Below are 26,955 nucleotides of genomic sequence, written 5' to 3' on the forward strand. Positions count from 1 at the left end.
CCGTCGAGCGCGCCTTTTTCCGTTCTAGAACCCGCTCTTCACCCGCAGATGCGTGTGCGCGTGCGGGGAGCCCTGATTGTGGACGTGAGGAGCCTTGTCCTCAGTTACCGGGATGAGGCTGAGCGCGCCATGCATCACGCCGCGCTCCAGAAACAGCGCCTGCGCATAGGCGGCGATGTCGCCGACCTGCCCGCGCATCACCGTCACATCGACCGAGGTCGAGTGATCGAGCGGCACCGAAAGGGCGGCGACCGTCTGATCGTGACGGTCGAGCCGGCCCTGCGGCACCCGGGCCGCGAGATTGCGCACCGACTGGTCGATGGCGCAGCTGATGACGCCGAAGCAGGAAGCGTGCGCGGGACCGTCCGGGCGGGCGGAGAGGCCGCGGCGCACCAAATCGCGTATCGCCTCGGAGCGGTTCGCGGCGCCGCTCTCCTGGATGAAGCCATCCAGCTGGGCGGCCAGATCGTCGTCGATGGCGATGGTGATCCGCTGCATGAGAGCTCCCGGCCGAATGCGGTGAGGTTAGGTTATCACCCTGATCCCGGCAAGAATTTCCCCAGGGATGGGATTTTGGCCTTGCCGGAGGCAGAGTATCGTTTGTATGATTTTTCATAACGTAATTCATACAAAGGACGCTGCATGCCCCGTCGCTTCCAGGCCGGCCTCGTCGCTTTCGCCGCCCTTGCCCTGCCGCTTGGCGCGGCGCCGGCGCGGGCGCATTTCCAGGAGATCATCCCCTCCACCGACGTGCTGCCGGACGGCGGGATGGTGACTATCGACATGGTGTTCACCCATCCGGTCGAGGGCGGGCCGGTGATGGAGATGAAGAAGCCAGCCAAGGCGGGCGTGCTGGCGGGCGGCACCACCACCGACCTCCTCGGCCAGATCAGCGAAAAGCCGGTCGACGGCAAGAGCGCCTGGGCGCTGAGCTATGAGCTGAAGGAGCCGGGCGCGGCGATTTTCTATGTCGAGCCGCAGCCCTATTGGGAGCCTTCGGAAGGCAAGTACATCGTCCACTATTCCAAGGTGATCGTCGACAGCTACGCCTCGGGCGAGGGCTGGGACGAACTGGTCGGGCTGCCGGTGGAGATCCAGCCGCTCACCCGGCCGACCGGGCTGTGGACGGGCAATCTCTTCTCCGGCGTCGTGCTGAAGGCCGGCAAGCCGGTGCCCTTCGCCGAAGTCGAGGTCGAGTTCGTCAATGACGGCACGGTCACGCCGCCGAACGACGCATTCGTGACGCAGGTGCTGAAGGCCGACGCCAACGGCACCTTCCATTATGCGATGCCGCGCGCCGGCTGGTGGGGCTTCGCCGCGCTGCTGGATGGCGACACGCCGATGACCTCGCCCGAGGGCAAAGAGGTGCCGGTGGAAGACGGCGCGCTGATCTGGGTGAAGGCGACCGATATGGGGGCCGGGAAGTAGACGGATGGCACATATTCCCGACGGCCTTCTATCCGCGCCCGTGCTCGTCGCCGGGGGGCTCCTGGCCGCCGGCGGTGTGGCGCTGGGGCTGCGGCGGCTCGACGACCGGATGATCCCGCGCACCGCCATATTGGCGGCGGCGTTCTTCGCGGGGTCGCTGGTGGCGGTGCCGGTGGGGCCGTCGAGCGTGCACCTGCTGCTGGCGGGGCTGATGGGGGTGATGCTCGGCACCGCCGCCTTTCTCGCCGTGCTGGTGGCGCTGTTGTTGCAGGCACTGCTATTCGGGTTCGGCGGGCTGACGACGCTCGGGGTGAACACGGTGAACATCGCGCTGCCGGGGGTGCTGTGCGGGCTCGCGCTGGGGCCGCTGATCCGCGCCACCGCGCGGCCTTCGGTGCGGCTGGCGGCCGGCGCGCTGGCCGGAGGACTTTCTGTGCTGGGAACGGGAGGGCTCGTCGCCCTGTCGCTGTGGCTGTCGTCGAGCGACTATACGCCGGCGGCCCGCGTGGTGATCGCCACCTATCTGCCGCTCGCCCTCGTGGAGGCCTTCGTCACCGCCGCCATCGTCTCCTTCCTCGCCCGCGTGCAGCCCGAGGCGCTGCGCCCGGTCGCGCCATGATCCGTCTGCTGACGGCGTTGCTGCTGGTGCTGGCCTTTGCCGGCGCGGCGCAGGCGCACAAGCTGAAGGTCTTCGCCACGGTGGAAGGCGCAGAGGTGAAGGGCTACGCCTTCTTCATCGGTGGCGGTCGCGCGGCGCAGACGGCGTGGGTGGCCCGGGATGCCGCCGGCGGGCCGATCGCTTCGGGGACAACGGACGGGGAGGGGCGCTTCGCCTTCCCTGTGCCGCAGTCGCCCACGGACGCCACGGTGACGGTCGACACGCGCGAGGGGCATATCGCCTCGGTGACGCTGCCGGCCTCGCGCTTCGGGGGAGAGGTGGTCGCCGCCCCGGCGCTGCCGACGGACAGCCTGGCCCCGATCGACCCAGACGCCCGCCTTGCCTCGCTGGTCGAGTCGGCGGTGCAGCGGCAGGTGGCGCCGTTGATGGAGCGGATCGAACAAATGGATGCGCGCTTGCGCTATGCCGACATCCTTTCCGGTGTCTTCCTTATTCTCGGCCTCGCCGGCATCGGCCTGTGGGCGCGCGGGCGGCGGGCATGACGGTGGCGACACCGCAGGGTCCGGCATGCGACCTGCGCCTGCGCCTCGTCGCCGCTTTCATCTTCATCGCCTGCGTATCGCAACTGCGCACGCTTCCCGTGGCGTTGGCGGCGCTCACTGTGGCAGGTCTGGTTGCCGCCTGGCGCCGGCCCGATGCCCGGCTCTGGCGGCGGCTGATGCATGTCGAGGGTTTCCTGCTGCTTCTGTTCGCGACGCTTCCCTTCACGATGGCGGGCCAGCCGCTGTTTTCCCTCGGCCCGCTGACCGCCAGCGTCGAGGGCATGGAGCGCGCTTTGCTGATCGCAGCCAAGGTTTCCGCATCAGTTCTGGCGCTCACGGCGCTGTTGGGCGCGGTCGAGCCGGTGCGGCTCGGCGCCGCCCTGCGCGGGCTTTATGTGCCTGAGGTTCTCGTGCGCCTGTTCGTGCTCACGGCGCGCTATCTCTCGCTGATCCGCGACGAGGCGCGGCGGCTGCAGGAAGCGATGCGGATGCGCGGGTTCCGCCCCGGCACGAACCGCCACAGCTGGCGCAGCTATGGCCATCTCCTCGGCATGCTGCTGGTGCGGGCGCTGGAGCGGGCGCAGCGTGTCGAGGAGGCCATGCGCTGCCGGGGCTATGAAGGTCGCTTTCCCCGCCTGGCACCGCCGTCCCCCACGGCGCGCGACTGGGCGGGCTTCTGTGCCGCGCTGGTCTTCGGTCTCGCGGTGACGATGGCGGACCGGCTATGAACGCGCTGCTCGCCCTTGAGGATGTCACCGTCGCCCGTGACGGTGCGGCCGTGCTGCGCGCGGTTAATCTCGCCCTCGCCGCGGGCGAGCGGCTGGCTATTGTCGGCCCGAATGGGGCGGGCAAGACCACGTTGCTGCGCACCATTGTCGGGCTGGAGCGCCCAAGCGCCGGGCAGGTCCGGCTGTTCGGCACGTCCTGCCGGAGCGAACGCGACTTCCGCGCCCTGCGCCCGCGCATCGGCTATCTGTTCCAGGACAGCGACGACCAGCTGTTCTGCCCGAGCGTGATCGAGGATGTCGCCTTCGGCCCTCTTAATCTCGGCTGCACCCAGGCAGAGGCCTTTCGCCGGGCCGAGGAGGTGCTGACGATGCTGGGCATCGGCGCGCTGGCGTCGCGTATCAGCCATCGGCTTTCCGGCGGCGAAAAGCGCCTCGTCTGCCTCGCCGGACTGCTGGCGATGAAACCCGACGTGCTGCTGCTGGACGAGCCCACCAACGGCGTCGACGCCGAGAACGGAAGGCGGCTGCGTACGGCGCTGCACGCTTTTCCCGGCGCCATGCTGCTGGTGTCGCATGATGACGGCTTCATCGCCGAACTGGCGACACGGGCGATGGCGATCGAAAACGGCCACCTCTCCCCGGCCGCGCTGCACACCCACGCCCACGCCCATACCCACGCGCACCCGCACATCCATCCGGCGACGGAAGGCTAGGGCCGCCGCGGCGCCGCCCAGCCTTCGGCCGGCAGTCCTCGGCGCGCGAAGGGCGGCCTCCAGAGGCACCCGGCGATGCCAACAATCTCAAATTGTGGTCTGACCTCTTTGCAGTTCCTTTGGCGGGCCGATTATCTCCCGAGCCGGGCGCTGCGGTCGGCGCGGGGCAGGGTCGGTGGGTGCCTGCTCCTTGGGCGATTGATCCTCAGGGCCACGGAGAAATAGATTTTGCATGGTGTTCATGCAGCGTGCCGGCCGGAGGTATCGGGCGGCCCATCCGCCCATTTGCCTAATTGGGAGGCGAAAAGGCGTCCAAAATTTGGAATTGCCAGCGCGGTCAGACCGCGCAATCCTAACAACAGGTCAGACCGCATGAGCCATCTTAACCGACACCCTTGACCTTGGGACGCAACATGCTTGGCACAGTGAGTACCGGACTTCTCGACCTTGGACGGCGGGTCCTCGCCCCGTCCCGCGACATGGCGCCGGCCTCGCGCCTCACCCTTTCCGGCCGGCTGGCCGGCGGCGTCGGTGCCGGCCTCCTCGCGGCGCTGCTCGCCGCGCCTTTGCCGGCGCAGGCGCAGGACGCCAAAACCACGCTGGTGGTCGCCGCCCCGCGCACTCCGGAATCGCTCGACCAGGAATACCCGCCCACCGAGGCCGGCCACGAGGTGCGCCGCAACGTCAATGAGCGCCTGCTTGGCTACGCTCAAAAGAAGGGCGAGGACGGCATCCTCTACGAGGATTTCACCACCATCGTCGGTGTTCTGGCGGAAAGCTATGAGCTTTCGCCCGACAAGAAGTCCATCACCTTCAAGCTGCGCAAGGGCGTGAAGTCCTACAATGGCAACGAGCTGAACGCCGACACGGTGATGTGGTCGTTCGAGCGCGGCTGGAACATGAAGTCGAACTTCCACTGGTACATGACCCAGATCTTCAAGATCGAGGATCCCAAGGTCGCCTTCACCAAGGTGGATGACTACACGGTCACGGTGGCGATCCCCAATCCCTCGCCGCTGCTGGACCGTATCTGGATCAACAGCGACCTCGGCATTCTCGACGCCACCGAGGTGAAGAAGCACCTGACCCCTGAAGACCCATGGGGCGCGCGCTGGCTCTCCACCAACACCGCCTCCTTCGGCCCCTACCAGATCACCAAATACACGCCGGGCCAGGAAGTGGTCTATGACGCCAATCCGAACTACTGGCGTGGCCCGGCCAAGCTGAAGCGGGTGATCCTGCGCGAGATGCCGACCTCGGCCAACCGCGTCGCCGCGCTGCAGGCGGGCTCGGTGGATGTCGCCGAATATCTGCTGCCGCGCGAGCTGGCGCTGCTCTCCAAGATGCCGGGCGTCACCGTCTACAAGGTGTTCGGTAACTTCATCCACCGCGTGGAAATGAACAACGCCAAGCCGCCCTTCGACAATCTGAAGGTGCGCCAGGCAGTGAACTACCTCGTGCCGCGCGAGGAAATCCTCAAGAGCGTGTACTTCAACACGGCGCGCTTCACCAAGAGCCCGATCTCCGAGATCTACCCGGCCTTCACCGACGAGTATTTCTTCTTCAACAACGATCCTGCCAAGGCGAAGGAACTGCTGAAGGAAGCCGGCTTCCCCGACGGCTTCAAGACCCAGGTCGCCTACCGCACCGGCGACCAGATCGAAGAAGAGATCGCGGTCATTCTGAAATCGGCCTTCGCCAAGGGTGGCATCGATGTCGAGCTGCTGAAGCTGCCGGCTTCGACCCTGGTCGAGCGCTACACCAAGGGCGAGGTGCCGATGTACTTCTTCCGCGACATGGCGATCGTGCCGGACGCGGCCTATGTCGCCAATCTCTGGCTCAACAGCGCCTCCGCGATCAACTACTCGAAGTTCAAGAGCGGAGAGGTCGACGCTCTCATCAATGCAGGCCTGACCAGCACCGACGAAGCCAAGCGCCTGGTCGACATGAAGCGGGTGCAGCAGATCACCATGGAGGGCGCGCCCTGGGTGTTCCTGATGAATCCGGGCTACCAGCTGGCCACGCGGGCCAATGTGAAGGGCTATTCCTGGTACACGCCGAACGGCAACGCCTTCTACGACATGTACAAGGAGTGAGCCGCCGCCGCTCGCCCAAGAGGGTCCCGGCTTCGGCCGGGCCACTCGCCGCGCCTCCCCCCACCGGACGCACGAGCCCCGCATGACTGTCGCCGTCCGCCTTGCCGGTTTCTGGGGCACCGTTCCCCGCCCCCTGAAAATCGTCGTCAGCCGCCTGTTCATGCTGGTGCCCCAGCTCTTCGGCGTGATGATGGTGACGTTCCTGCTGGTGCGCCTGCTGCCGGGCGACCCGGCGCTGCTGCTGCTCGGCAACATGGCGACGCCCGAGACCATCGCCGCCTTTCGCGAGCGGCTGGGGCTCGACCTGCCGGTGTGGGACCAGTTCCTGCGCTATGTCTGGAGCGCCCTGCACGGCGATCTCGGCACCTCGATCTTCACCTCCCAGCCTGTGGTTTCCGACCTTCTGGAGCGCGCCCCGGCGACGCTGGAGCTGATCACCTATGCCATGATCCTCACCATCCTCATCGGCGTGACGCTCGCCATCGTCTCGGTGGTACGGCCAGGCGGGGCGGTGGATATCGGCAGCCGCATCTACGGCCTTGCCGCCGGCGCGATCCCGGATTTCTGGATCGGGCTGCTGCTGATCTACTTCTTCTTCTACATGCTCGGCTGGGCGGCGGCGCCTTTCGGGCGCATCGACACCTTCGTCGCCCCACCGCCCGTTGTCACCGGCTTCTACACCATCGACAGCCTCATCGCCGGCAACCCGCAGGCCTTCTTCTCCTCGGTCGGGCGGCTCGTGCTGCCGGTGCTGACGCTCGCCATCGTCAATGCCGGCGCGCTGATGAAGATGACCAAGACGGTGTTCGCCGATGTCTACCGCAGCGATTTCATCCGCCACGCCCGCGCTTCGGGCCTGCCGGAGCGAACCATCCGCCGGATCGCCCTGCGCAACTGCCTGCCGCCGATCATCACCCTGGTCGGCTTCATGGTTGGCTTTCTGCTCGGGGCGGCGGTGCTGGTGGAGACGATCTTCTCCTGGGGCGGGCTGGGGCAATATGCGGTGCAGGCGGTGGTGAACAGCGATTATCCCGCGCTGCAAGGCTTCGTGCTGGTGGCCGCCGCCTTCATCCTGGTCGTCTACACCGTGGTCGACATCCTCTACGAACTTGCCGATCCGAGGATCCGGGTATGAGGGCGACCTTCACGCGCTATCTCAGCCGCCATCCTGGGGCGGTCATCGGGCTGGTGCTGCTGGCGCTGCAGATCATCGCCATCCTGTTCGCGCCCTGGCTCACCTCCTATTCGCCTGTCGAGGCCGATCCGCTGGCCTCGCTGGAGCCGCCCTCGCTGGCGCACTGGTTCGGCACCGATGTGTCGGGCATGGATATCTATGCCCGCGTCATCTACGCCACCCGCATCAACCTGCTGATCTCGCTGACCGCCGTCGCGGTGGCCTTCGTCATCGGCGTGCCGGTCGGGCTGCTGATCGGCTTCTATCGCGGCTGGCTGTCCTCTCTGGTCATGCGGATGTTCGACTTCATCCAGTCCTTCCCGATCTTCGTGCTTGGCATGGCGCTTGTCTCTGTCATGGGGCAGGAGATCTGGAACGTGTCGATCGTGCTCGCCGTGCTGTTCATCCCGATGTTCGCCCGCGTTATCCGGGCGGAGGTGCTTTCCCTGCGCGAGCGGCCCTTCGTGGCAGCGGCGCGGTGCAGTGGAGCGACCGACTTCTCCATCATGTTCCGCCACATCCTGCCCAATGCGCTGACCCCGGCGATCGTGCAGATTTCGATCAGCGTCGGCCTCGCCATCCTGCTCACCGCCGGCCTGTCCTTTGTCGGCGCCGGGGTTCGCATGCCGACGCCGGAATGGGGGCTGATGGTGTCTTCCGGGGCGCAGCAGATGATCCTCGGCGTGTGGTGGGTGTCACTGTTCCCCGGGCTGGCCATCGTCATCGCCGTGCTCAGCTTCGCGCTGATCGGCGACATGGCCAAGGACCTCTCCGACCCGACGATGAGGGACCGTCGATGAGAGCTCCTGATGCCGCGCCGCTGCTGGCGGTGGACCATCTCAGCGTCGATTTCGGCGAGGGGGCGCCCAAGGCGCTGTCCGGCGTTTCCTTTGAGCTGCGCCGCGACGAGGTGCTGGGCATTGTCGGCGAGACCGGCGCCGGCAAGTCTGTGCTGGCGCGCAGCCTGCTCGACCTGCTGCCCGAGGGGGGCCGCATCGTCGAGGGCGACATCCGGCTCGACGGCGCCTCGGTGCTCGGGCTCAACGAGGCGGAGCAGGGCAAGTTGCGCGGGGCCCGCATAGCCCTCATCGGTACCAATGCCAAGGCGCTGCTCGACCCGGTGGCGACGGTGGGGGCGCAGATCGCCCGCGTGCTGCGGGCGCACCGCGCCTGTGGCCGCCGGGAAGCGTGGGCGGCGGCGGTGGACCTTCTGGCCCAGGTTGGCATCGTCAATCCCGAGCGCCGGGCCAAGGCCTATCCGCACGAACTTTCCGGTGGCATGGCCCAGCGCGTGGTTATCGCCATGGCAATGGTGGCGAACCCCGACATCGTGCTGGCCGACGACGCCACGCTCGGCCTTGACGCCACCATCCAGGTGCAGGTGCTCGATCTGTTGGTGAAGCGTTGCCGCGAACTCGGCGCTGGCGTCGTGCTCATCACCCATGACCTCGGCATCATCGCCCATTACTGCGACCGGGTGGCGATCATGAAAGGCGGGCGCATCGTCGAGCTGGGCGAGGTCGGTCGTTTCCTCCAGGGGCCGCGCGACGACTACAGCCGCACGCTGCTGGACGCGGCGCGGGTGCGCCCGACGCCGATGGCGGGGCAAGGCGAGGGGGCGGCGCAGGGCATGGCCGAAGCCACGCACGCAAAGCCGCTGCTGGACGTGCGTCGGCTGGAGAAATTCTTCCCCATAGCCGGCAGCACCGAGGTCGTGCGGGCGATCGACGACGTGTCCTTCTCGGTCGGGCGCGGCGAAACGCTGGCGCTGGTGGGCGAGAGCGGTTCCGGCAAGACCACGGTGGGGCAATGTCTCGTGCGCCTGCTGGAGTGCGATGGCGGCGGCATCACCTTTGACGGCGTCGATATCACCGACATGCCGGCCAAGGAATTCCGCCCGCTGCGCCGGCGGCTGCAGATGGTGTTCCAGGAACCCTATGTCGCGCTCAACCCGCGCTGGCCAGTGCGCGCCTTGATCGCCGAGCCGCTGCGGCTCGACCCTGGCCTCAACGCCAGGGGGCGCGAGCGACGGGTACGGCAGCTGCTCGATCTGGTCCACCTGCCGCTGAGCCTTGCCGACGCCTATCCCCATGAACTGACCGCCGGCGAGCAGAAGCGCATCGGCATTGCCCGCGCGCTGGCCACCGGGCCGGATTTCGTGGTGTTCGACGAGCCAACCACCGCGCTCGACATAAGGGTGCGGGCGCAGATCATCGACCTGGTACGCGATCTGCAGGCCGAGATCGGTATGTCGGCGCTGTTCATCACCCACGATCTCAACTCGGTGCGCTCGCTCGCCCACAATGTCGCGGTGATGCGGCACGGCAAGATCGTCGAATTTGGCGAGACCGAAACCATTTTCGCCCACCCGACGCAGGACTACACACGCATGCTGCTTTCCGCCGAACTGCCCATCGAGCAGGGCCTGCTCCAGCGCGACCGGGCCGAGGCCCGCCGCCTTGCCGGGACCGCGTGAATGGAACGCCATATCCTCGTCACCGGCGGCGCCGGGCTGATCGGCAACGCGGTGCGCGGCACGCTGGAGGCGCAGGGGCGCAAGGTCGTCGCCATCGATCTGGTTGAACGCACCCGCGAGGGGCTGCCGCTGCTCGCCTGCGACCTCACCGACATTCACCGCCTGCACGCCATCGCGGCAGAGTATCCGCTTGAGGCGATCATTCATTGCGGCGCCCATTCCGGCCCGATGGTGGCGCGCGACAACCCGTATTCCATGGTGCAGGTCAATGTGGTGGGCACCGCCAACATGCTGGAGCTGGCGCGTATTCATCAGCTGCGCCGGCTGGTATTCTGCTCCTCCACCAGCGCCTATGGCGACACGCCCGAAGGGCCCGTGCCGGAAGACGTGGTGCTGCGCCCGACCTCGGTCTATGGCGGCAGCAAGGCGGCGAGCGAGGCGCTGCTCTGGACCTATTGGCGCCAGTTCGGCGTCGATGCGCTCGCCATCCGCCTGTCCTGGGTCTACGGGCCAGGGCGGACGACCGATTGCGTCATCCGCACCATGATCGAGGACGCGCTGGCCGGCCGGCCGACGCGCCTGCCCTTCGGCCAGGATTTCTTCCGCCAGTTCATCCATGTCGAAGACGCGGTGTCGGCGCTCCTGCTGGCGCTGGACGCCCCTGCACCGGCCCGTCGCGTCTACACCGCGACGGGCGGCACCTATGTGACGCTGGGCGAGGTGGGCAAGGCGGTGACGCGGGTGCTGCCGCAGGCCGACATCGCCCTCGCGCCCGGTCCCGACCCGGTGGACGAGGTGCACCGGCGCTTCGACATCTCCGCCATAGCCCACGATCTCGGCTACGCCCCGCGTTTCGATCTCGAGGCGGGCATCCGGTCCTATGCGGACTGGATCGCGGCCCGTACAGCTTGAGGAAGCCGCACCGATGCAGGAATTTTCGCTTCACGGCCGCAAGGCGCTCGTCACCGGCGGCAGCCGGGGCATTGGCGGCGAGGTGGTGGAACTCTTCGCCCGCTACGGCGCCGAAGTCGCCTTCTGCCATGCCGGCGACGGTGCCAATGCGGCGGTGCTGGAAGCGCGGCTGACGCAAGCGGGCCACCGGGTATTCGGTACCGAATGCGACGTCTCGGATGCCGCGGCGGTCGAGGCCATGGCCGTCTGGGCCAAGGAGAAGCTTGGCCAGGTCGATATCCTCGTCAACATGGCCGGCATCGGCGGCGACAAGGCGTTTGTCGACCTTTCCATCGAGGAATGGGACCGGATGATCGGCGTGCATCTGCGCGGGCATTTCCTTGTCACCCGCCAGTTCTTCCCCGACATGCTGGCGCGCGGCTACGGCCGGATCATCAACTGTGCCTCGCAGCTCGCCTATCGCGGTGCCCCGGCGCTGGCGCATTACTGCGCCGCCAAGGCCGGCATTGTCGGCTTCACCCGGGCGCTGGCCTATGAGGGGGCGCCGCATGGCGTCACCGTCAACGCCATCGCTCCCGGCGCTACCGAGACGGTTCTGCTGGGCGGCCTCACCGATGAATGGCGCGCCCGCAAGCTTACCGAGATCCCGCTCGGCCGCTTCGGCCAGGTGTCGGAGATCGCCCCCACCATCCTGATGCTCGCCTCGCAGGCCGGCGCCTTCTATGTCGGTCAGACGCTGTCGCCCAATGGCGGCGACATCATGCTTTGATCCCGTTTCTTACCCAACGCATCCAGCGAGGCGCCCATGAGCGAATTCGATACGGTCATACGCGGTGGCACTGTCGTCACCGCCTCGGACACGGTGCGCGCCGATGTCGGCATCCGCGACGGGCGCATCGTGGCGGTGGCCGAGAGCCTGACCGGCGGCGCCAAGGTGATCGACGCCTCGGGGCTTCTCGTCATGCCCGGCGGCATCGACAGCCATGTGCACCTCGCCCAGCCGGCCTTTGGCGGGCCGGCGATGGCGGATGATTTCGAGAGTGGCACCCGTTCCGCCATTGCCGGCGGCAACACCACGGTGCTGCCCTTCGCGCTGCAGCCGCGCGGCGCCAGCCTGCGCCAGAGCGTGATGGACTATCACAAGGAAGCCGAGGGCAGATGCTATTGCGACTACGGCTTCCACCTCATCATTTCCGACCCTTCGGCCAGCGTGCTGGGACAGGAACTGCCGGCACTGGTGGGCGACGGCTACACCTCGTTCAAGGTGTTCATGACCTATGACGACCTGGTGCTGAACGATCGCCAGTTGCTGGAAGTGTTCGACTGCGCGCGCGGCTGCGGCGCGCTCGTCATGGTCCATTGCGAGGGCTATGACGCCATCCGCTACATGACCCAGAAGCTGGAGGCGGCCGGCAAGACGGCGCCCTATTATCACGGCGTCTCCCGCCCGCAATCGGTGGAGCGCGAGGCCACCCACCGCGCCATCAGCCATGCCGAGCTGACCGATGTGCCAATCATGGTGGTGCATGTCTCCGGGCGCGAGCCGATGGAGCAGATCCGCTGGGCGCAGCAGCGCGGCCTCAAGGTCTATGGCGAAACCTGCCCGCAATATGTCGCGCTCACCGCCGAGGACATGAAGGGCCTCAACATGGATGAGAGCGGCGGAAAGTATGTCTGCTCGCCGCCGCCACGCGACCATGCGAGCTGGGACGCCATCTGGGAAGGCATCCGCACCGGCGTGTTCCAGACCTTCTCTTCCGACCATTGCGCCTTCTTCTATGAGGGCGAGATGGGCAAGCTGAACCCGAAGGCCCGCACCTCCTTCCGCTGGGTGCCGAACGGCATTCCCGGCGTCGAGACGCGGATGCAGATCCTGTTCTCCAAGGGCGTGGTGGAAGGGCGCATCACGCTCAACGAGTTCGTCGCGCTCACCTCGACCAACCACGCCAAGATCTACGGCCTTTACCCGAAGAAGGGCTCCATCGCCCCCGGCTTCGACGCCGACATCGTGCTGTGGGACCCCAACCGGAAGGAAACCATCCGTCAGGAGCTGATGCATCACGGTGCCGACTACACGCCTTATGAGGGCATGGCGGTCACCGGGTGGCCTGTCATGACGCTGCTGCGCGGCAAGGTGATGGCGGAAGACGGCCGCATCGTCGGCGAGCCCGGCGATGGCGGTTTTCTCAAGCGCGAGCTCTCCCCCTATGCCGTGCCGGCGGGGGGCGCGGCGTGACCGGCGCGCCGGTCGCCCTCGTCACCGGGGCGGGGATCGGAATCGGCCGTGCGACCGCCTTCGCCTTCGCCCGCGCCGGCTACCATGTCGTCGTCACCGATGTGCTGGAGGCGGAGGGCGGTGACGTTGCCCGCGCCATTGCCGATGCGGGCGGCCGCGCCGAGTTCGCGCCGCTCGACGTCACGTCGACCCCCGCCACCGACGCGCTGGTGGCCGGTGTGGAGGCGCGGCTCGGGCGCATCGACGCGATCATCGCCAATGCCGGCATCGCCAAGAAGGTGCCGCTGGGGGTGATGAGCGACGAGGCGTGGGACCGGACGTTTGACGTCGACCTCAAGGGCATCATGCGGATCGTGCGCGCCGCCGCTCCCGGCATGCGGGCGCGCAAGGCCGGCACGGTCGTGGCGCTCTCCTCCATCATGGGCGTCGCCTATGGCTGGGACGAGCATGTGCATTATTCCGCCGCCAAGGCCGGCGTGGTCGGGCTGGTGCGCGGGCTGGCGGTGGAACTGGCCCGCGATGGCATCACCGTCAACGGCGTCGCGCCCGGCTATATCCGCACCGCGCAGGCGCTTTCGCGCGAGCATTCGCTAGGGCCCGAGGGGTTGGAAAAGGCCGCCGACTTCATCCCGCTCGGGCGCGTCGGCGAGCCCGAGGACATTGCCGGCGTCATTCTCTTTCTCGCCTCGCCAGCGGCGCGCTACATGACCGGGCAGGTGATCGCGGTGGATGGCGGGCTGCTGGTCGGGCGCTACTGAGCTTGGCTTGAGCCGACAAAGGCGTCGAAGGAACGCTGTACCAGCGCGGGATCGAGGCTGCGCGCGATCATCACGATCTGCGTGCCGGAGGCGCCCCCGGGCCACGCCTTGAGGTGCTCGGGCGCGTGGACGAGGTGCTGCACACCTTGAATGACGACCGGCTCCGCGACATTCTCGATCGACAGCAGGCCCTTGAGCCGCAGGATCTCGCCGCCATGGCGGTTCAGCAGCATGGACAGCCAGAGCGCGAAGCGCGGCCAGGCCAGCGGTACCTCGGCACGGATGACGAAGGCCCGGATATCGCCATGCCGGTCCGGCTCATGCCCGGCATGGCCGTGAAAGCGCCAGCCGCCCTCCCGCGCGGCCGCCGCGGCGATCCAGCGTTGGACCTCGGCGGCGCGGTGCGCCTCATCGGTAGGGTCGCCGAGCAGGAGGTCGATATCGGGTTCCTCGTCCGGTAGCAGCGTGACCAGAGCCGCGCTCGGGTTGAGGGCTGAGAGGCGTGCGGCCAGTGTGGCGGCTTCCTCGGGGGAGGCGAGGTCGCTTTTGCTGATCACCAGCCGGTCCGCCGCCGCCACCTGCCGCAGCGATTCCGGGAAGGACGCGAGATTGCACACGCCATTCGGCACGTCGACGACGGTGACGATGCCGCCGAGGCGGAACTGATGGCGCAGCATCGGGTCGGCGGTCAGCGTGGCGACGATCGGGCCGGGATCGGCGATGCCGGTAGTCTCCAGCACCACGCGGGCGAAGGGCGGCAGCGTGCCGTGCCGGCGGCGCTCCATCAGATTGACCAGCCCTTCCTTGAGGTCGGTCCGTACCGTGCAGCAGACGCAGCCGCTTTTCAGCAGCACGATGTCCTCGTCCACCGCCTCGACCAGAAGATGATCGAGCCCCACCTCGCCGAACTCGTTGATCAGCACGGCGGTATCGGCCAGCGCCGGCGAGGCGAGCAGCCGTCGCAGCAGCGAGGTTTTTCCCGCACCGAGAAAGCCGGTGAGCACATGCACCGGCAGCTTGGCGGCACGTCCCTCCGGCGCGCTCATCGGCTGCGTTCGATCCGCTCGATCACGGCCGGGTCGAGCGGATCGCAGGGCTGGCCGACGAGCTTTTCCGCCTCCGGCCACAGGGCGCCGAGATGCTCGACCACCGCCATGCGCCCGGTTCGCGAGCGCAGGGTGAACCGGCCCGCCCATTCGTCGAGCCGCAGCCCATAGAGCCGCAGCACCTCATTGGCGCAGGCGGCGCGGGCGCGGCGGTCCGCCGTCGGCGTGAGGCTGCCGCCGGCTCCCGTGCCGGCGGTCCAGTGGTCGCTGCCGGCGAAGGCGCCGCAAAGCCCGCACATTGCCGTGCCTCAGGGTGCGGGCCGGGCGGCCCCGCTGCGCGGAAAGCGCCGGGCGAAGTCGTCGGCGATCTCCTCCATGGTGACGAACTTCACGCCCTCATGGCCCTTGATGTAGTCGAACAGCCGCTCGTGCATCTTCAGCACATGCGGGCGGCCGGAGACGTCGGGATGGATGGTGATGGGAAAGACGGCGTAGTCGTAATTCTCATAGACCCAGTCGAACTGGTCGCGCCAGGTGTCCTCGATGTCGCGCGGCGAGACGAAGCCATGGCTGTTCGGCGCCGCCTTGATGAACATCATCGGCGGCAGGTCGTCGAGATGCCACGAGGCGGGAATCTCGATGAGGTCGGTCTCCTCGCCCTGCACATAGGGCTTCATCCAGGTCGAGGGGTGCTGCGAATAGTCGATCTTGGTCCAGCTGTCGCCGACGGTCACGTAATAGGGGTGATGGTCGTTGTGCATCAGCGAGTGATCGTACTTGATGCCCTTCTGCTTCAGCAGCTCGTTGGTCTTCGAGCCGAATTCCCACCACGGCGCCACATAGCCGCGCGGGGGCTTGCCAGCGAGCTGGGTGATGAGGTCGACGCATTTGTCGAAGATCGCCTCCTCCTGCTCGGGGGTCATGGCTATGGGGTTTTCGTGGCTGTAGCCGTGCATGCCGATTTCGTGGCCGGCATCGGCGACTGCCTGCATTTCCGCCCGGAAGCTCTCGATGGAATGGCCGGGAATGAACCAGGTGGTCTTGATGCCCCATTTCTCGAACAGCCGCAGCAGGCGCAGGCTGCCAACCTTGCCGGCGAAGGCGCCACGGGAAATGTCGCAGGGGCTGTCCTCGCCGCCATAGGAGCCGAGCCAGCCCGCTACGGCGTCGACGTCGATGCCGTAGGAGACGAAAATTTCCTTGGCCATGCGCGTTCCTTTCGCTGTTCCTGCCGCGGTGGGGGCTGCGGCGCCCAAAGCTCAGACGAATTCGGTCATGGTGATGCCTGCGCGGTCTGCCGTGCGGCTGAGATGGCGGCGCATATAATAGCCGGCGCCTTCCGGGTCGCCCATGGTGAGCGCCTCGACGACGCGCTCATGCTCCATTACCGGGTCCCACAGCTTGTCGCGCCGCACCGGCAGCCGCGAGCTTTCCAGCAGCACGCGGCCGAACGTGTCGTGCATGTCGGCCAGCAGGCGGTTGCGCGAGAAGCGCATGACCAACTTATGAAACTCGAAATCGATCTGCGCGAAGGCGGCGAAGTCCTGCGCGTGGGCAGCGGCGCGGAAGGCCTGCACATTCTCCTTCAGCTCCTCGATCTCCGCCTCGGTGCGGGTCATCGCCGCCAGCTGCGCGGCGTGGCTCTCGGCGATGTAGCGGAACTGGTAGACCTCGGCCGGGGAATAGCGGGCGGCGAAGCGCCAGGAGGGAGCAGGCGCTGCCTCTCCGCCCTCGGCGGTCGCCCGCACGAAGGTGCCGCGTCCAGGCTCGATGGCGATGAGGCCGATCGTGGCCAGGATCGACAGCGCCTCACGCAGCGTAGCGCGGCTGATGTTGAACTCCCGCGCCAGGTCGCGCTGCGGCGGCAATGGCGCGCCCGGCCCGAGCTTGCGGTCCTCGATCAGCTTCTGCAGCGCGCTCACGGCGAGCTGGGCCGCCGTGGGGGCCGGCTGGCGCCGGCGCTTGGCTGTTGAATCGGTCTGACCACTGTTTTCGCCGGCACCTTGCACCGCTTTACGCATCTGGCTAAATTCCGTCACTCGCTGCAAGGATGGCACCGTTGGAGCCGGTCTGACCAGTTCAAATTTTGGTCACTTCGCTGCCCCCAAATGTTCGATTGACGCACTTGCCGGGCGAGCGCAAGTGTCCACGGTAATGAGGCGTGCTTGAGCGAGAACACGGATATCGAAGCCCGGCTGGAGGTGCGACTGCTCCCGGCCACCGCGGCCCTCTTTCGCCCCTATGGCCATCTCGTGCGCGCCGGTGCTGCTGACCCGGTGCATGTCAATGCCGGCACCGCGCTGCGCTACGACATTGCACGGATCGATGCGGATACACGGCCGGGAAGTCGGCTTGTCGCCTCGGTGTTCGAAACGGCACCGCAGGCGCTACCACTGGTGGTGCGGCTGTTGGAACGCCATGCCTTTTCGCAGCAAGCCATCGTTGCCATGCATTCGGAAGACTTCATCCTGGCCGTCTGCCTCGATGAGGGGCACGGGCGCCCGGACCTCGCCACGCTGCGCGCCTTCCACTTTTCCGGCGGGGGCGGCGTGGTCTACCGGCGCGGCGTCTGGCACACGCCGATCATCGGGCTCGGCGGGGCGGGGCGGTTCTTCGTGCAGTCCTGGCAGGCCGGCACGACCGAGGATTGCGAGGAGCAATTCGTCGGACCCTTCGTCATCCGGGCCGGCTGATGGCGCCTCCCGGTGGGAACGCTAACGGGCAGCGGGCGTTGTTCCGGCAGTCAATGTCAGGAGCATGCCGATGGTCGATGCCAACAAGATCAACGAGAACCTGCCCTCCAGCGCCGATGCGCTGATGCGTGAAACGGGTCGCAATGTTTCCGCCGCGACCGACGCGGTGCGGGAGGGCGTCAGCGATGCTGCTGACCGCGCCTCGGGACTCTATGCGGCCGGCAATGCCGCCGTCGCCAACCGGATCGACGTGCTTCCCGGCATGGTCACGGCGGCGTTGGCGGGAGTGGTGGTCGGCTATCTGATCGGCCGCGATCGCCACAGCTGGTGAGCCGAGCGGCTTAAGCCGCATCCGTCCGGCCTCGATGTGGCCGAAGGATCTGAAAGGGGGCAGGGGTGGTTATCCCTGCTCCCTTTTTCATTGACGTTGCAGCTCAGCTCGACCTTCGGCTGCGCGCAGTGAGCGGTACATGGCGGGCGGTTCGACGTCCTCAGTGAAAATGTCAACGAATGTACGTTTAGCGACATTTTTGTTTGCTGCGCCGTGGTCTTCACCGGAACCCTGATGGGTGGAGGCCGCAAGGCGGGCGCTGTGGGGGCTCCGACCAATCGGCGCGTTCGCTTGGGGCGACGGGCAGGCAGGGGAAGGCGGCGCGCCGCGCATGGCCTTATCGAATCTCGGCGGGTGCCTACATGACGCTGTGGCCCGTGGCAAACAAAGTTGAAGCTAAATCAGTTAGTTAATGGGATGACGTCGCCCGGTGCGGCACGTCTCTTCTTGATGGCTGCGCGCCGCGCATGGCGAAGGTGCACCCCATGGACCATTGCGGCGGCGGTCCAGCGCCTCCATCCCGGGAACGGCGATACCAAGGCATCATCCTCCCCGTGGAATGCTGCCGAAAATGTTATCTAAGTGACATATTGATCTGCCAAAGCAACAGTCCTCGATCAACGCCGACCTGAATCCCGGAGCCATCGGCGCTCCCGGGCCAGGCTGCGGCAATTCCGGGCGCATGGGGACTGCACGATGACTATCAGGAAGACCCGCCATCGACGTGACTTCAGCCTTGCCGCCATGACGTCGCGGCTTCTGTGCGGTGCCGCGATGACGGTGCTCGGTACCGCCGCCGGTCATGCGGAAGACGGAACGCTCCGTATCCTGACGCTGAACACCTGGGGCGACCAGTACGCCAACAACCTCAACGTCACCTCCGATTTCTTCACAAACGGCAATTACGACATCATCGCCCTGCAGGAATCGCGCACCAATACCAAGTACATTCCGGGCCTCACCCAGATGCTGGGCGATGCCGGGCTCGGTACGTATACCGGCACCCAGATCAGCGATGTCAGCGTGGTCAGCCGGCTGTCCGGCACGTTCGGCTCCAGCACCCTCGGCGACGCCGTCGCCTACCAGAAGATCGACGCGCAGAACGGCGTTCCCCAGACGATCATCGGCTCGGTGCATCTCAACTACTACGATGAGCCCAATGCCCGCCTCAACGAGGTGAAGGGCATGAACAGCTGGGCGGCCAGTTCGGATACGCCGATCATTCTCGTCGGTGACTTCAATGCCGGCGACGTCTCTGAGCGCGGTCTCCACGGCGCGCAGCAGCAATCCTATCTCTTCGCCCGCACCATCGTCGACGGAGGCTCATCGGCGCTGTGGAAGCAGCTGGCGAAGGAATACACGCCGGATGGCAAGGCGGCGGATTACGAGGCCTATGCGGCGTCAATGCAGGTGGTCGACGGCAATGGGCTGACCCATTATCGCAACGTGATCCAGGACTATTTCAACACCCACCGCGACGAGTTTCCCGGCAAGACCAGCTACTCGCAGCTGAGCTGGCGGCAGTGGGAACAGATCATCGCCAAGGACATGGCGCAGAACGGCGTCACCTTCGAGGACGAAACCTATCCGGTGGCGTCGAACACGCCGGTGACGATGAACGTGCTGAAGAAGCAGTACATGCTTCTCACCACCGCGGCGGAGCGGGAACCCTTCGCGCCGCACGAACTGGGCGACGGCACCACGACCTGGCCCTCGGCCGGCGAGGACGCGACCAATACCTGGACCAGCTGGGACCGGGTGACGATTGACCATTTCATGGTCTCCCGTCCCTTCGGCAAGTGGTACACCATCGTCGACGATCCCAATGACGCCTATACCGGCGTGCTCGACGATGTCGGCTTCACCAATGATGGCAGCGCCCCGCTTGCTGACCACGAGCCGGTCGCACACACGCTGAAATGGATCGGCCCGGCGCTGGAGACCTATAAGGAGACGGTCGATAGCAAGGAAGTCGAGAAGAACCGTCTGGTGTGGGGCTCCGACGCCTCGTTGTTCGAGGAGAAGAACAAGGAATTCTACCTCACGCGCAACAATATGCGGACCGATGTCTATCTCGGGCAGATTTCTGACGAGAACGGCAATCCGATCCTTACCGGCCTGACGCCGGAGGAGAAGAAGACGCTGCTCGACTGCACGAGCACCGATCCGCGCTTCCAGCAGGCCATTGTCGACTATTGCATCGACGACCACAGCTTCATCGGCGAGACGCTGATCACCGATGGCGGCACGGTCATCGTAGACGAGGACGCCGCGCTCGGCACCTCGGCGGCGAGCCTGCATCTCGATAATGGCTCGCTGCGCATTGCCGGCACCGCCATGACGCTGCTCGACCGCGCCGTCGTGCTGGAAGCCGGGGGGGGCGGCATCGAAGTCGCCGCGGCGGACAACGCCGTGGCGATCGGCCGGGTGATTTCCGGCACCGGCAGCCTGACGAAGCTGGGCGAGGGTGCGCTCGGCCTGTTCGGCCAGAACACCTATAGCGGCGAGACCAAGGTCGAAGAGGGCCTGCTGGTCGTCAACGGGTCGATCGCCACCTCGTCCCTGACCACCGTTTTCGACGGCGCCGCCTTGGCTGGCACCGGCACGGTGGGCAATCTGCGCGTTGCCTCCGGCGGCACGCTCGCGCCCGGCCAGTCCATCGGCACGCTCAACGTGGCGGGCAACCTGACCTTCGCCGCCGGTTCCATCTATCAGGTCGAACTCAACGCCGAGGGCAAGAGCGACCTCGTCGCCGTCACCGGCGCCACCACTATCGAAGGCGGCAGCGTGATCGGCATCGCGGCCGGCGGCAACTATTTGCCCGAAACCGCCTACACCATCCTCACCTCGGCCGGCGGCATTGAGGGGGCGTTCGCCGACGTGACCTCCAGCCTCGCCTTCCTCGACCCGACGCTGGCCTATGGCGCGACCGACATCCGGCTCACCATGGCGCGCAACGACACCGCCTTCGACAAGGTTGGCTACACCAGCAACCAGCAGGCGGCGGCGCGCGGCGCCGAGAGCCTGGGCTATGGCAATGCGCTGTACAACGCCATCGTCATGCAGGACGCAGCGACGGCGCGCTCCATCTTCACCCAGATTGGCGGCGAGGTGCATGCCTCCACCGCCGGCGTGCTGGTCGGCAACAGCCGGTTCGTTCGCGACGCGATGAATGACCGCCTGCTCGCCTCGGGCGGTGAGACGCTGCTCTCCGACATGGCGGTGGTCGGCCTCGACACCAAGGCGCCCCGCCCGGTGGCGGCGGACACCAAGGAAGTCGCCATGTGGATGCGCGGCTTCGGAGCGTGGAACGAGGTCGACGGCAACGGCAACGCCTCCGGCCTTTCCAGCAACACGGGCGGCGTACTTGGCGGCCTTGATGCCGGTTTGCCCGGCAACTGGCGCGTGGGCATGCTGGCGGGTTACAGCCAGACCTCCGTCAGCCTGGACGATCTCGCCGCCAGCGCCAATAGCGACAATGTCCATCTGGGTCTCTATGCGGGAACGCAGGCCGGCCCGGTCGGCGTGCGCCTTGGCGCCGCCTATACCTGGCACAGCATCGACAGCACGCGCCAGGTCAACATCCCCACCATCAGCGAGCGGCTGACGGCCGATTACGATGCCGCAACCACCCAGGCCTTCGGCGAGCTGGGTTATCGGTTCGAGCACGAGAAGGGCATGCTCGAACCCTTCGTCAACCTCGCCTATGTCCACTTCAGCAACGACTCTTTCGCCGAGCAGGGCGGGGTTACCGCCCTTGGCGGTGGGAGCGAAGGCCTCGACACCTTCTTCACCACGCTCGGCCTGCGCGCCTCCACCCGCTTCGACCTCGGTGGCACGCAAACTACGCTGCACGGCACGGTCGGCTGGCAATATGCCTCTGGCGATATCACCCCCGAAGCCTCGCTCGCATTTGCCGGCGGCAACGTGTTTTCGGTCGCCGGCGCGCCGATCGCCGAAAATGTTGCTGTACTCGGTGCACGTATCGAGTTTGCTGCTACGGAATATGCTACCATCAGTATCGGCTATGATGGGCAGTTTGGCTCGGGGCAGAGCGATAACGGCCTGACGGGCACGCTGAGCGTCAGGTTCTGACGCACCGCGTTCCGTATTCATCATCCGCCGGCCGGGACCTCACGTTCCGGTCGGCATCGGCTCGTCTCGACCCATGCGGCGCCGAATGGACGCCGCATGGGTCGCTGGCTATTTTGACGCTGTGCTTTCGAGAGCCCACATGCAGATGCGCGACGACGAGCGGGATGACGAGGGCAAGAAGGCGCGTCGGCGCGCCTTTCTGGTGCAGCATCTCGACCAGCACCGCTATATCTCGATCGAGGAGATCGCGAGCCGTTTCTCGGTGACGACCCAGACCGCGCGGCGGGACATCGTCGCGCTCGAACTGGAGGGCAAGGTGCGCCGGTTGCATGGCGGCGCGGTGGCCTCGACCCCGATCGACCCGACCGTCTATCGCCAGCGCCGCATCGCCAATGCGGAGGCCAAGGACGCCATCGGCGCCGCCATCGCCCGCCTCGTTCCCGACAACGCCTCGGTCTTCCTCGACACCGGCACCACCTGCGAAGCCGTCGCCCGCGCGCTCATCGACCACAAGGCACTGCGCGTCGTCACCTACAGCCTGCGCGTCGCATCGACGCTGAGCGACTGCACGGATTTCACCATCGCCGTGCCAGGCGGTTTCGTGCGGCAGGTGGATGGCGGCGTGTTCAGCCAGACCTCGGCCGAGTTCATCCAGGCCTTCAAGTTCGATTTCGTGGTCATCTCGGTCAGCGGCATCGACGAGGACGGCGATATCGGCGATGACGACTATGCCGAAGTCGCCGCCGTGCGGGCCGCCATGATGCAGGCCGGGCGGGTGATCCTGGCCATTGACAGCAGCAAGTTCGGCCGTCGCGGGCTGGTGCGGCTGGGCTCGCTCTGCGACATCGACCTGCTCGTCACCGAGGCGGCGCCGGTGGGTGATCTCGCCAGCGTGGCCGAGAAGAGCGGGGTGAAGCTCCACCTCGCCCGGCTGGAGCTGGACTGAGACCCGACAGCGGCATGCGCCTTGTCCCGGCCGGACCGCATGGCGGCCCGGTCGAATAGGCTGTGTCGTCAGGAGCGGACCCGGGACCGCTTGAGCGCGCCGAAGACGGGCAGCGCGAGGGAGAGCAGAACCACCATCAGCAGCACGGCGGCGATCGGGCGCTCGACGAAGATCGACAGGCTGCCGAAGGAGAGCAGCAGCGACTGGCGCAGCGACATTTCCAGCATCGGCGCGAGCACCAGCGCCAGCACCAGCGGCGGCCGGGGGATGTCGAACTTGATCATCAGCCAGCCCAGCACGCCGAACACGATGCACATCCACACCGTGCCCAGGTCCAGCGTCGCGGCATAGGCGCCGACCAGAGAGAGCGCGAGGATGCCGGGAGCCAGGTAGACATAGGGCACGCGCAGCAGCGCCGCGAACAGCGGAGCCAGCGGCAGGTTGATGATCAGCAGGAACAGGTTGCCGACGAACATCGAGGCAATGAGGCCCCAGACCAGCGTCGATTCCTGCTGCATCAGCATCGGGCCGGGGCGAACGCCGTGCAGGATGAGCGCCGCCAGCAGCACCGCCGTAGATGCCGAGCCGGGAATGCCGAGGGCCAGCATCGGGATCATCGCGCCATGCGAGGCCGAATTGTTCGCCGCTTCGGCGGCAGCCACGCCGTCCAGCGCGCCCTTGCCGAAGCGCTCGGGATGGCGGCTGAATTTGCGCTCTGTGAGATAGGCGAGCAGCGAGGCCACCGAAGCGCCGGCTCCGGGCATGATGCCGACGAACAGGCCGATGATGCCACCGCGCAGAATGGCGGCGCGGGTGGCGACCCAGTCGCTCATCTTCGGCAGCATGTCGCGAAAACGGGTGCGGATCGGCTCGATCGCCTGTGCCCGCTCCAGCGAGGCCAGCACCTCGCCTATGCCGAAGATGCCGATGGCCACGGGGATGAAGTCGATCCCCTCGAACAAAGCGGGCTGGTCGAAGGTCAGGCGCGGGGCGCCCGTTACGGGGTCGGCGCCGACCAGCGCGATCATCAGCCCGAGCACGCCGGCCATCAGCGCACGCACCGGCGAGGCGCCGAGGCTGGCGGTCGCGGTGACGCCGAGAAGAGCGAGCAGGAAATATTCCGGCGCATTGAAGCGCAGCGCGAAGTCGCTGAGCGTCGGGGTAATGAAGGTGACGGCGATGACGGCGCCGATGCCGGCGATGAAGGAGCCGATGGCGGCAATCGACAGCGCCGTGCCGGCCCGCCCCTCGCGCGCCAGCTTGTGTCCGTCCACCGCTGTCATGACGCCCGAGGCCTCGCCCGGCACGTTGATGAGGACGGAGGTCAGCGTGCCGCCATACTGGCCGCCATACATGATGCCGGCCAGCATCATGATGGCGATCGCCGGGTCGAGGCCGAAGGTGAGCGGCAGCAGCAGCGCCATACCCGCCGCCGGCCCGATGCCCGGCAGCGCCCCGACGATCTGGCCGATCAGCACGCCGAGAAAGACGAAGCCGAGGCCCGCCGGTGTGAGAACCGTCGCGAAACCCTGGCCGAGCAATTCGAGGATGGTCATGGTTCGCGCACTCAAAGGCTGAAGGCGAAAGTCGGCAGGGAAACGCCCAGCCAACGCACGAAGACGAGCTCGACGCCGACGGCCACGCCGACGGCGGTGAGGAGGCTGGGCACCAGCTTCTGCCGCAGCACGATCGTCAGCATGATCCCGATGAAGAGGGCGACGGCGGGCACCATGCCGATGACAGGCGTCACCAGGCCCATGCCGACCATCGCCGCGAGGGTCGCGCCGACACGCAGGAAGCCGGCCTTGTCGGGAAAATCGAGATCGCCGAGGGAGTGGCCACGAAACTGCTGAACGAGCAGAATCATGGCCAGCAGCGCCCCCGCAGCGGCAAGCCAGACGGGAAAGAACGCAGGCCCCGGCGTCACGCCGTCCCAATAGCGCAGGCCCATCGTCCCAAGGCCGACGATCAGGGACAGCCCGATCATGAACAGAGCGGGAAGTGCCGCGAGAAGTCTCATCGTCTGGCTCCGCCGGTCAGTTCTTCGCGAGGCCGACGCTTGTCAGGAGACGTCGGAACGTGTCCTGCTCACGCTTGAAATAGGCCCCGGCGTCCTCCAGCCCGTAGAAGGTGGACAGCTGCAGGTTCTTGGCGATCGTGTCCTTCCAGGCTTGGGTCTCCGTGGCCTTCTGGAACTTGTCCGCCCACCAGGCGGCAACGGCCGGATCGAGGCCCGGAGGACCCGCCACGCCCCAGAACTGAAGGTAGACAACGTCGACGCCCTGTTCCTTCGCGGTTGGCACATCCTTGTAGCCGGGCTCGGTGCGGCGCTTCTCCGAGAGAATGGCCAGCGGCTTGGCCTTGCCGGATTCGATGAGGGTCAGGCCCTCTGCCAGCGTGGCGAAATGGCCCTCGACATTGCCGCCGAGGAAGGTGGCCTGCGCCGCCGAGCCGCTTTCATGCGGAATGTAGGTCAGCTTGATGTCGGCGGCCTGCTCGACCAGAGCGGTGGCCAGATGGTCGTTGCCGCCCGAGGCGCCGCCGGCGATGCGGACACGGCCGGGCTGCGCCTTGGCGGCGGCCACGAACTCTTCAAGCGTGTTGAACTTGCCGTCCGGGTTGGTCAGCAACACCAGCTCCGACTGGACGAAGCCGGCGATCGGCGTGACCTGGTCGATCACCGAGGGCGTGCCCTGGACGATCGGGGTGGTGAAAACAGGCGAGGCCAAAGTGAGGAGGACGTTCTCGTCGCCCTTCTTGCCCAGGACATAGTTGTAGGCGTTGGAATGACCGCCACCGGTCCGGTTCTGGACCACGATCGGGTTCTCGACCAGGCCATCATTCATGATCTTGGCCATGGTCCGCATGATGACATCGGGCGATCCGCCGGCGCCGGAACCGACGGTGATCTCGATTGGCCCCTTGGGCGCGCGCATCTCGGTTTGCGCCAATGCGGGCACGGTGGCGGCCATGGCCCAGGAAAGCGCGCAGGTAATGGCGAGCGCGCCGGCACTCCTTGTCCTTGTCGTCATGAAAGTCCTCCCGTTTGGTCTGTTGTCGTTTGTCCAGTTCCACCGTCCCTGGCTTCGTTCAGGTCCAGAGTGTCGACGGGTGGAAAAGCTCTTCTGGCGAGACCTGCCGCATGGCGAGGTGCTGCTCGGTGGAATAGCGGCAGGCGGCGGCAAGCTCGGTGCGCGCGGCTGTGAAGCCATAGGGCCAGTAGTCGCGGCCCATGGTGGCCAGGGTCGCTTCCATGCTGGCGTTCAGCCAGGGCAGCGTCAGCCGGTTCGCCGAGCCGAGCCATATTTCCCGCAACCTCTGCATCGCCAGGTCGCGTGCGCTGCGGAACGTGTCGAACAGCTGCATCGGCAGATCGGGATGGCGCCGGACCAGCGTGTCCCGCACCGCCAGCACATGCATGACCGGAAAGAACCCGGTCCGGGCAAAATAGGCGCGCTCGGCGGCCTCGAAATCGGGGAAGACGCGCTCGATGCGCGGGTCGCCGTCGAGGAAGGCCTTGGGCGGATTGGGGGCCAGCAGGCCGTCGATCGCACCGGCGAGGAGCAGGTCCTGCAGCGTCTCGCCCTCGTTGATCGGCGTGATCGAAAGTTCCGCTGGCGGGGTGAGAGCCAGGCGCTCGCGGCGCACGCCCTGGTCGAGCGCCCCGGTGCGCCAGGAGACGTCTTCGGCGCGCACGCCATAATCATCATTGAGAATGCCGCGCATCCAGAGCGCGGCGGTCATCTGATATTCGGGAACGCCGATGGCGCGGCCGGCAAAGTCCGCCGGGGTGTTTATGCCGGAGCCGGCCCGCTTGAAGAAGCCGTTATGGCGGAAGGAGCGCGAGAGAAAGACCGGTACGGCCGTGTAATCGGGAGTGCCGCGCGAGACCTGCAGGATGTGGCTGGAAAGGGAAAGTTCGGTGACGTCAAAGCGCGCCTCCTGCACGGCGATCGGAAACAGCGCGCTCGTCGGCAGGACGTGGATGTCAGTGGTGAAGCCGGGCAGGGCCAGCGTGCCGTCGATCAGCGCCTGAACGCGATCATGGTTCCAGAAGGCCATCGAGATATTGGTCGGCGTACCCACGTCCACGCTCCTCCCGCAAGGATGCTCTTTCTCGTGCAATTTTGTTTCATCCGGGCTCTGGCGGCCCGTGCGTGCC

General features: G+C 66.7%; 26 protein-coding genes. 17 read left to right on the plus strand and 9 right to left on the minus strand.

The genetic code is table 11. The features are described 5' to 3' along the window. Nucleotides 1–24: 24 nt before the first annotated feature. Nucleotides 25–498, minus strand: a complete 474-nt coding sequence (gene nikR / locus A3M1_RS0116060; RefSeq protein ID WP_018390012.1) for a nickel-responsive transcriptional regulator NikR — start codon at nucleotides 496–498, stop codon at nucleotides 25–27. 144 nt (nucleotides 499–642) lie between these two features. Between nikR and A3M1_RS0116065 the strand changes: the two genes are divergently transcribed. From A3M1_RS0116065 to A3M1_RS0116125, 13 genes are all read left to right on the plus strand, one after another. Continuing rightward, nucleotides 643–1,428 carry a DUF4198 domain-containing protein gene (locus A3M1_RS0116065; protein WP_018390013.1) on the plus strand — a complete coding sequence of 262 codons (786 nt, stop codon included), beginning with the start codon at nucleotides 643–645 and terminating at the stop codon, nucleotides 1,426–1,428. 4 nt (nucleotides 1,429–1,432) lie between these two features. Further along, nucleotides 1,433–2,047, plus strand: a complete 615-nt coding sequence (gene cbiM / locus A3M1_RS0116070) for a cobalt transporter CbiM (protein ID WP_018390014.1) — start codon at nucleotides 1,433–1,435, stop codon at nucleotides 2,045–2,047. Beyond that, nucleotides 2,044–2,589, plus strand: a complete 546-nt coding sequence (locus tag A3M1_RS0116075; protein ID WP_018390015.1) for a hypothetical protein — start codon at nucleotides 2,044–2,046, stop codon at nucleotides 2,587–2,589. Before cbiM ends, A3M1_RS0116075 begins: the two co-directional genes overlap by 4 nt. After that, on the plus strand, nucleotides 2,586–3,317 hold the full coding sequence (gene cbiQ, locus A3M1_RS25120; RefSeq protein WP_245261703.1) for a cobalt ECF transporter T component CbiQ: 732 nt from the start codon (nucleotides 2,586–2,588) through the stop codon (nucleotides 3,315–3,317). The genes A3M1_RS0116075 and cbiQ overlap by 4 nt, the downstream gene beginning before the upstream one ends. Next, nucleotides 3,314–4,030 (plus strand): energy-coupling factor ABC transporter ATP-binding protein, encoded by a 717-nt coding sequence (locus A3M1_RS0116085; RefSeq protein ID WP_018390017.1) that lies wholly within the window; start codon nucleotides 3,314–3,316, stop codon nucleotides 4,028–4,030. The genes cbiQ and A3M1_RS0116085 overlap by 4 nt, the downstream gene beginning before the upstream one ends. Nucleotides 4,031–4,443: 413 nt before the next feature. After that, nucleotides 4,444–6,126, plus strand: a complete 1,683-nt coding sequence (locus A3M1_RS0116090) for an ABC transporter substrate-binding protein (protein ID WP_245261705.1) — start codon at nucleotides 4,444–4,446, stop codon at nucleotides 6,124–6,126. An 82-nt stretch (nucleotides 6,127–6,208) separates the two neighbouring features. Next, the gene (locus A3M1_RS0116095) at nucleotides 6,209–7,261 is read left to right on the plus strand and encodes an ABC transporter permease (protein WP_018390019.1); all 1,053 of its coding nucleotides are present in this window, start codon (nucleotides 6,209–6,211) and stop codon (nucleotides 7,259–7,261) included. Continuing rightward, nucleotides 7,258–8,100, plus strand: coding sequence for an ABC transporter permease (locus A3M1_RS0116100; RefSeq protein WP_018390020.1), 843 nt, complete (start codon nucleotides 7,258–7,260; stop codon nucleotides 8,098–8,100). Before A3M1_RS0116095 ends, A3M1_RS0116100 begins: the two co-directional genes overlap by 4 nt. After that, nucleotides 8,097–9,776, plus strand: a complete 1,680-nt coding sequence (locus A3M1_RS0116105) for an ABC transporter ATP-binding protein (protein ID WP_018390021.1) — start codon at nucleotides 8,097–8,099, stop codon at nucleotides 9,774–9,776. The genes A3M1_RS0116100 and A3M1_RS0116105 overlap by 4 nt, the downstream gene beginning before the upstream one ends. Further along, nucleotides 9,777–10,688: an NAD(P)-dependent oxidoreductase gene (locus A3M1_RS0116110; protein WP_018390022.1), complete on the plus strand. Its 912-nt coding sequence runs from the start codon at nucleotides 9,777–9,779 to the stop codon at nucleotides 10,686–10,688. It begins immediately after the preceding gene. 13 nt (nucleotides 10,689–10,701) lie between these two features. Then, nucleotides 10,702–11,457, plus strand: a complete 756-nt coding sequence (locus A3M1_RS0116115) for an SDR family NAD(P)-dependent oxidoreductase (protein ID WP_018390023.1) — start codon at nucleotides 10,702–10,704, stop codon at nucleotides 11,455–11,457. Nucleotides 11,458–11,493: 36 nt separating this feature from the next. Next, a complete protein-coding gene (gene hydA / locus A3M1_RS0116120) occupies nucleotides 11,494–12,924 on the plus strand; it encodes a dihydropyrimidinase (protein WP_018390024.1) in 1,431 nt (476 codons plus the stop codon). After that, nucleotides 12,921–13,682, plus strand: a complete 762-nt coding sequence (locus A3M1_RS0116125; protein ID WP_018390025.1) for an SDR family NAD(P)-dependent oxidoreductase — start codon at nucleotides 12,921–12,923, stop codon at nucleotides 13,680–13,682. Before hydA ends, A3M1_RS0116125 begins: the two co-directional genes overlap by 4 nt. Here A3M1_RS0116125 and A3M1_RS0116130 read toward each other — a convergent pair. The 4 genes from A3M1_RS0116130 to A3M1_RS0116145 are packed head-to-tail and all read right to left on the minus strand — an operon-like array spanning nucleotide 13,676 to nucleotide 16,749. Then, on the minus strand, nucleotides 13,676–14,728 hold the full coding sequence (locus tag A3M1_RS0116130; RefSeq protein ID WP_018390026.1) for a GTP-binding protein: 1,053 nt from the start codon (nucleotides 14,726–14,728) through the stop codon (nucleotides 13,676–13,678). The two genes, A3M1_RS0116125 and A3M1_RS0116130, sit on opposite strands and share 7 nt — an antisense overlap. Continuing rightward, nucleotides 14,725–15,027 carry a hypothetical protein gene (locus A3M1_RS0116135; protein WP_018390027.1) on the minus strand — a complete coding sequence of 101 codons (303 nt, stop codon included), beginning with the start codon at nucleotides 15,025–15,027 and terminating at the stop codon, nucleotides 14,725–14,727. Before A3M1_RS0116135 ends, A3M1_RS0116130 begins: the two co-directional genes overlap by 4 nt. 9 nt (nucleotides 15,028–15,036) lie before the next feature. Then, nucleotides 15,037–15,936 carry a polysaccharide deacetylase gene (locus tag A3M1_RS0116140; RefSeq protein WP_018390028.1) on the minus strand — a complete coding sequence of 300 codons (900 nt, stop codon included), beginning with the start codon at nucleotides 15,934–15,936 and terminating at the stop codon, nucleotides 15,037–15,039. A gap of 51 nt (nucleotides 15,937–15,987) precedes the next feature. Beyond that, complete coding sequence (locus A3M1_RS0116145) at nucleotides 15,988–16,749, minus strand: FadR/GntR family transcriptional regulator (RefSeq protein WP_018390029.1); 762 nt, start codon at nucleotides 16,747–16,749, stop codon at nucleotides 15,988–15,990. A gap of 144 nt (nucleotides 16,750–16,893) precedes the next feature. On the opposite strand from A3M1_RS0116145, the gene A3M1_RS0116150 reads away from it, so the two are divergent. From A3M1_RS0116150 to A3M1_RS0116165, 4 genes are all read left to right on the plus strand, one after another. Next, nucleotides 16,894–17,421: an ureidoglycolate lyase gene (locus A3M1_RS0116150; protein WP_018390030.1), complete on the plus strand. Its 528-nt coding sequence runs from the start codon at nucleotides 16,894–16,896 to the stop codon at nucleotides 17,419–17,421. 70 nt (nucleotides 17,422–17,491) lie between these two features. Further along, nucleotides 17,492–17,752: a hypothetical protein gene (locus A3M1_RS0116155; RefSeq protein WP_018390031.1), complete on the plus strand. Its 261-nt coding sequence runs from the start codon at nucleotides 17,492–17,494 to the stop codon at nucleotides 17,750–17,752. Nucleotides 17,753–18,448: 696 nt separating this feature from the next. Continuing rightward, nucleotides 18,449–21,847 carry an autotransporter domain-containing protein gene (locus tag A3M1_RS0116160; protein WP_245261707.1) on the plus strand — a complete coding sequence of 1,133 codons (3,399 nt, stop codon included), beginning with the start codon at nucleotides 18,449–18,451 and terminating at the stop codon, nucleotides 21,845–21,847. Between the two features lie 139 nt (nucleotides 21,848–21,986). Beyond that, nucleotides 21,987–22,793, plus strand: coding sequence for a DeoR/GlpR family DNA-binding transcription regulator (locus A3M1_RS0116165; protein ID WP_018390033.1), 807 nt, complete (start codon nucleotides 21,987–21,989; stop codon nucleotides 22,791–22,793). 68 nt (nucleotides 22,794–22,861) lie between these two features. On the opposite strand, the gene A3M1_RS0116170 is transcribed toward A3M1_RS0116165, so the two are convergent. Genes A3M1_RS0116170 through A3M1_RS0116185 form a run of 4 tightly spaced genes read right to left on the minus strand, consistent with a single transcriptional unit; the run spans nucleotide 22,862 to nucleotide 26,879 of the window. Further along, nucleotides 22,862–24,349: a tripartite tricarboxylate transporter permease gene (locus A3M1_RS0116170; RefSeq protein WP_018390034.1), complete on the minus strand. Its 1,488-nt coding sequence runs from the start codon at nucleotides 24,347–24,349 to the stop codon at nucleotides 22,862–22,864. Between the two features lie 11 nt (nucleotides 24,350–24,360). Continuing rightward, on the minus strand, nucleotides 24,361–24,813 hold the full coding sequence (locus tag A3M1_RS0116175) for a tripartite tricarboxylate transporter TctB family protein (protein ID WP_018390035.1): 453 nt from the start codon (nucleotides 24,811–24,813) through the stop codon (nucleotides 24,361–24,363). Between the two features lie 16 nt (nucleotides 24,814–24,829). Then, complete coding sequence (locus A3M1_RS0116180) at nucleotides 24,830–25,825, minus strand: tripartite tricarboxylate transporter substrate binding protein (protein ID WP_157626322.1); 996 nt, start codon at nucleotides 25,823–25,825, stop codon at nucleotides 24,830–24,832. Nucleotides 25,826–25,883: 58 nt separating this feature from the next. Further along, nucleotides 25,884–26,879 (minus strand): hypothetical protein, encoded by a 996-nt coding sequence (locus tag A3M1_RS0116185; RefSeq protein ID WP_018964058.1) that lies wholly within the window; start codon nucleotides 26,877–26,879, stop codon nucleotides 25,884–25,886. Between the last annotated feature and the right edge of the window lie 76 nt (nucleotides 26,880–26,955).

Origin of the sequence: Ancylobacter sp. FA202, from assembly GCF_000380205.1 — a bacterium.
Taxonomy (GTDB): Bacteria; Pseudomonadota; Alphaproteobacteria; order Rhizobiales; family Xanthobacteraceae; genus Ancylobacter.

Coding starts and splice junctions, on each gene's coding strand:
- A3M1_RS0116155 (WP_018390031.1), top strand. CDS start 17,492: ATGGTCGATGCCAACAAGATCAACGAGAACCTGCCCTCCAGCGCCGAT.
- A3M1_RS0116180 (WP_157626322.1), bottom strand. CDS start 25,825: ATGACGACAAGGACAAGGAGTGCCGGCGCGCTCGCCATTACCTGCGCG.
- A3M1_RS0116165 (WP_018390033.1), top strand. CDS start 21,987: ATGCAGATGCGCGACGACGAGCGGGATGACGAGGGCAAGAAGGCGCGT.
- A3M1_RS0116085 (WP_018390017.1), top strand. CDS start 3,314: ATGAACGCGCTGCTCGCCCTTGAGGATGTCACCGTCGCCCGTGACGGT.
- A3M1_RS0116115 (WP_018390023.1), top strand. CDS start 10,702: ATGCAGGAATTTTCGCTTCACGGCCGCAAGGCGCTCGTCACCGGCGGC.
- A3M1_RS0116145 (WP_018390029.1), bottom strand. CDS start 16,749: ATGCGTAAAGCGGTGCAAGGTGCCGGCGAAAACAGTGGTCAGACCGAT.
- A3M1_RS0116170 (WP_018390034.1), bottom strand. CDS start 24,349: ATGACCATCCTCGAATTGCTCGGCCAGGGTTTCGCGACGGTTCTCACA.
- A3M1_RS0116175 (WP_018390035.1), bottom strand. CDS start 24,813: ATGAGACTTCTCGCGGCACTTCCCGCTCTGTTCATGATCGGGCTGTCC.
- A3M1_RS0116075 (WP_018390015.1), top strand. CDS start 2,044: ATGATCCGTCTGCTGACGGCGTTGCTGCTGGTGCTGGCCTTTGCCGGC.
- A3M1_RS0116090 (WP_245261705.1), top strand. CDS start 4,444: ATGCTTGGCACAGTGAGTACCGGACTTCTCGACCTTGGACGGCGGGTC.
- A3M1_RS0116135 (WP_018390027.1), bottom strand. CDS start 15,027: ATGTGCGGGCTTTGCGGCGCCTTCGCCGGCAGCGACCACTGGACCGCC.
- A3M1_RS0116160 (WP_245261707.1), top strand. CDS start 18,449: ATGACTATCAGGAAGACCCGCCATCGACGTGACTTCAGCCTTGCCGCC.
- A3M1_RS0116105 (WP_018390021.1), top strand. CDS start 8,097: ATGAGAGCTCCTGATGCCGCGCCGCTGCTGGCGGTGGACCATCTCAGC.
- A3M1_RS0116110 (WP_018390022.1), top strand. CDS start 9,777: ATGGAACGCCATATCCTCGTCACCGGCGGCGCCGGGCTGATCGGCAAC.
- cbiQ (WP_245261703.1), top strand. CDS start 2,586: ATGACGGTGGCGACACCGCAGGGTCCGGCATGCGACCTGCGCCTGCGC.
- hydA (WP_018390024.1), top strand. CDS start 11,494: ATGAGCGAATTCGATACGGTCATACGCGGTGGCACTGTCGTCACCGCC.
- A3M1_RS0116100 (WP_018390020.1), top strand. CDS start 7,258: ATGAGGGCGACCTTCACGCGCTATCTCAGCCGCCATCCTGGGGCGGTC.
- A3M1_RS0116095 (WP_018390019.1), top strand. CDS start 6,209: ATGACTGTCGCCGTCCGCCTTGCCGGTTTCTGGGGCACCGTTCCCCGC.
- A3M1_RS0116065 (WP_018390013.1), top strand. CDS start 643: ATGCCCCGTCGCTTCCAGGCCGGCCTCGTCGCTTTCGCCGCCCTTGCC.
- A3M1_RS0116130 (WP_018390026.1), bottom strand. CDS start 14,728: ATGAGCGCGCCGGAGGGACGTGCCGCCAAGCTGCCGGTGCATGTGCTC.
- cbiM (WP_018390014.1), top strand. CDS start 1,433: ATGGCACATATTCCCGACGGCCTTCTATCCGCGCCCGTGCTCGTCGCC.
- A3M1_RS0116140 (WP_018390028.1), bottom strand. CDS start 15,936: ATGGCCAAGGAAATTTTCGTCTCCTACGGCATCGACGTCGACGCCGTA.
- nikR (WP_018390012.1), bottom strand. CDS start 498: ATGCAGCGGATCACCATCGCCATCGACGACGATCTGGCCGCCCAGCTG.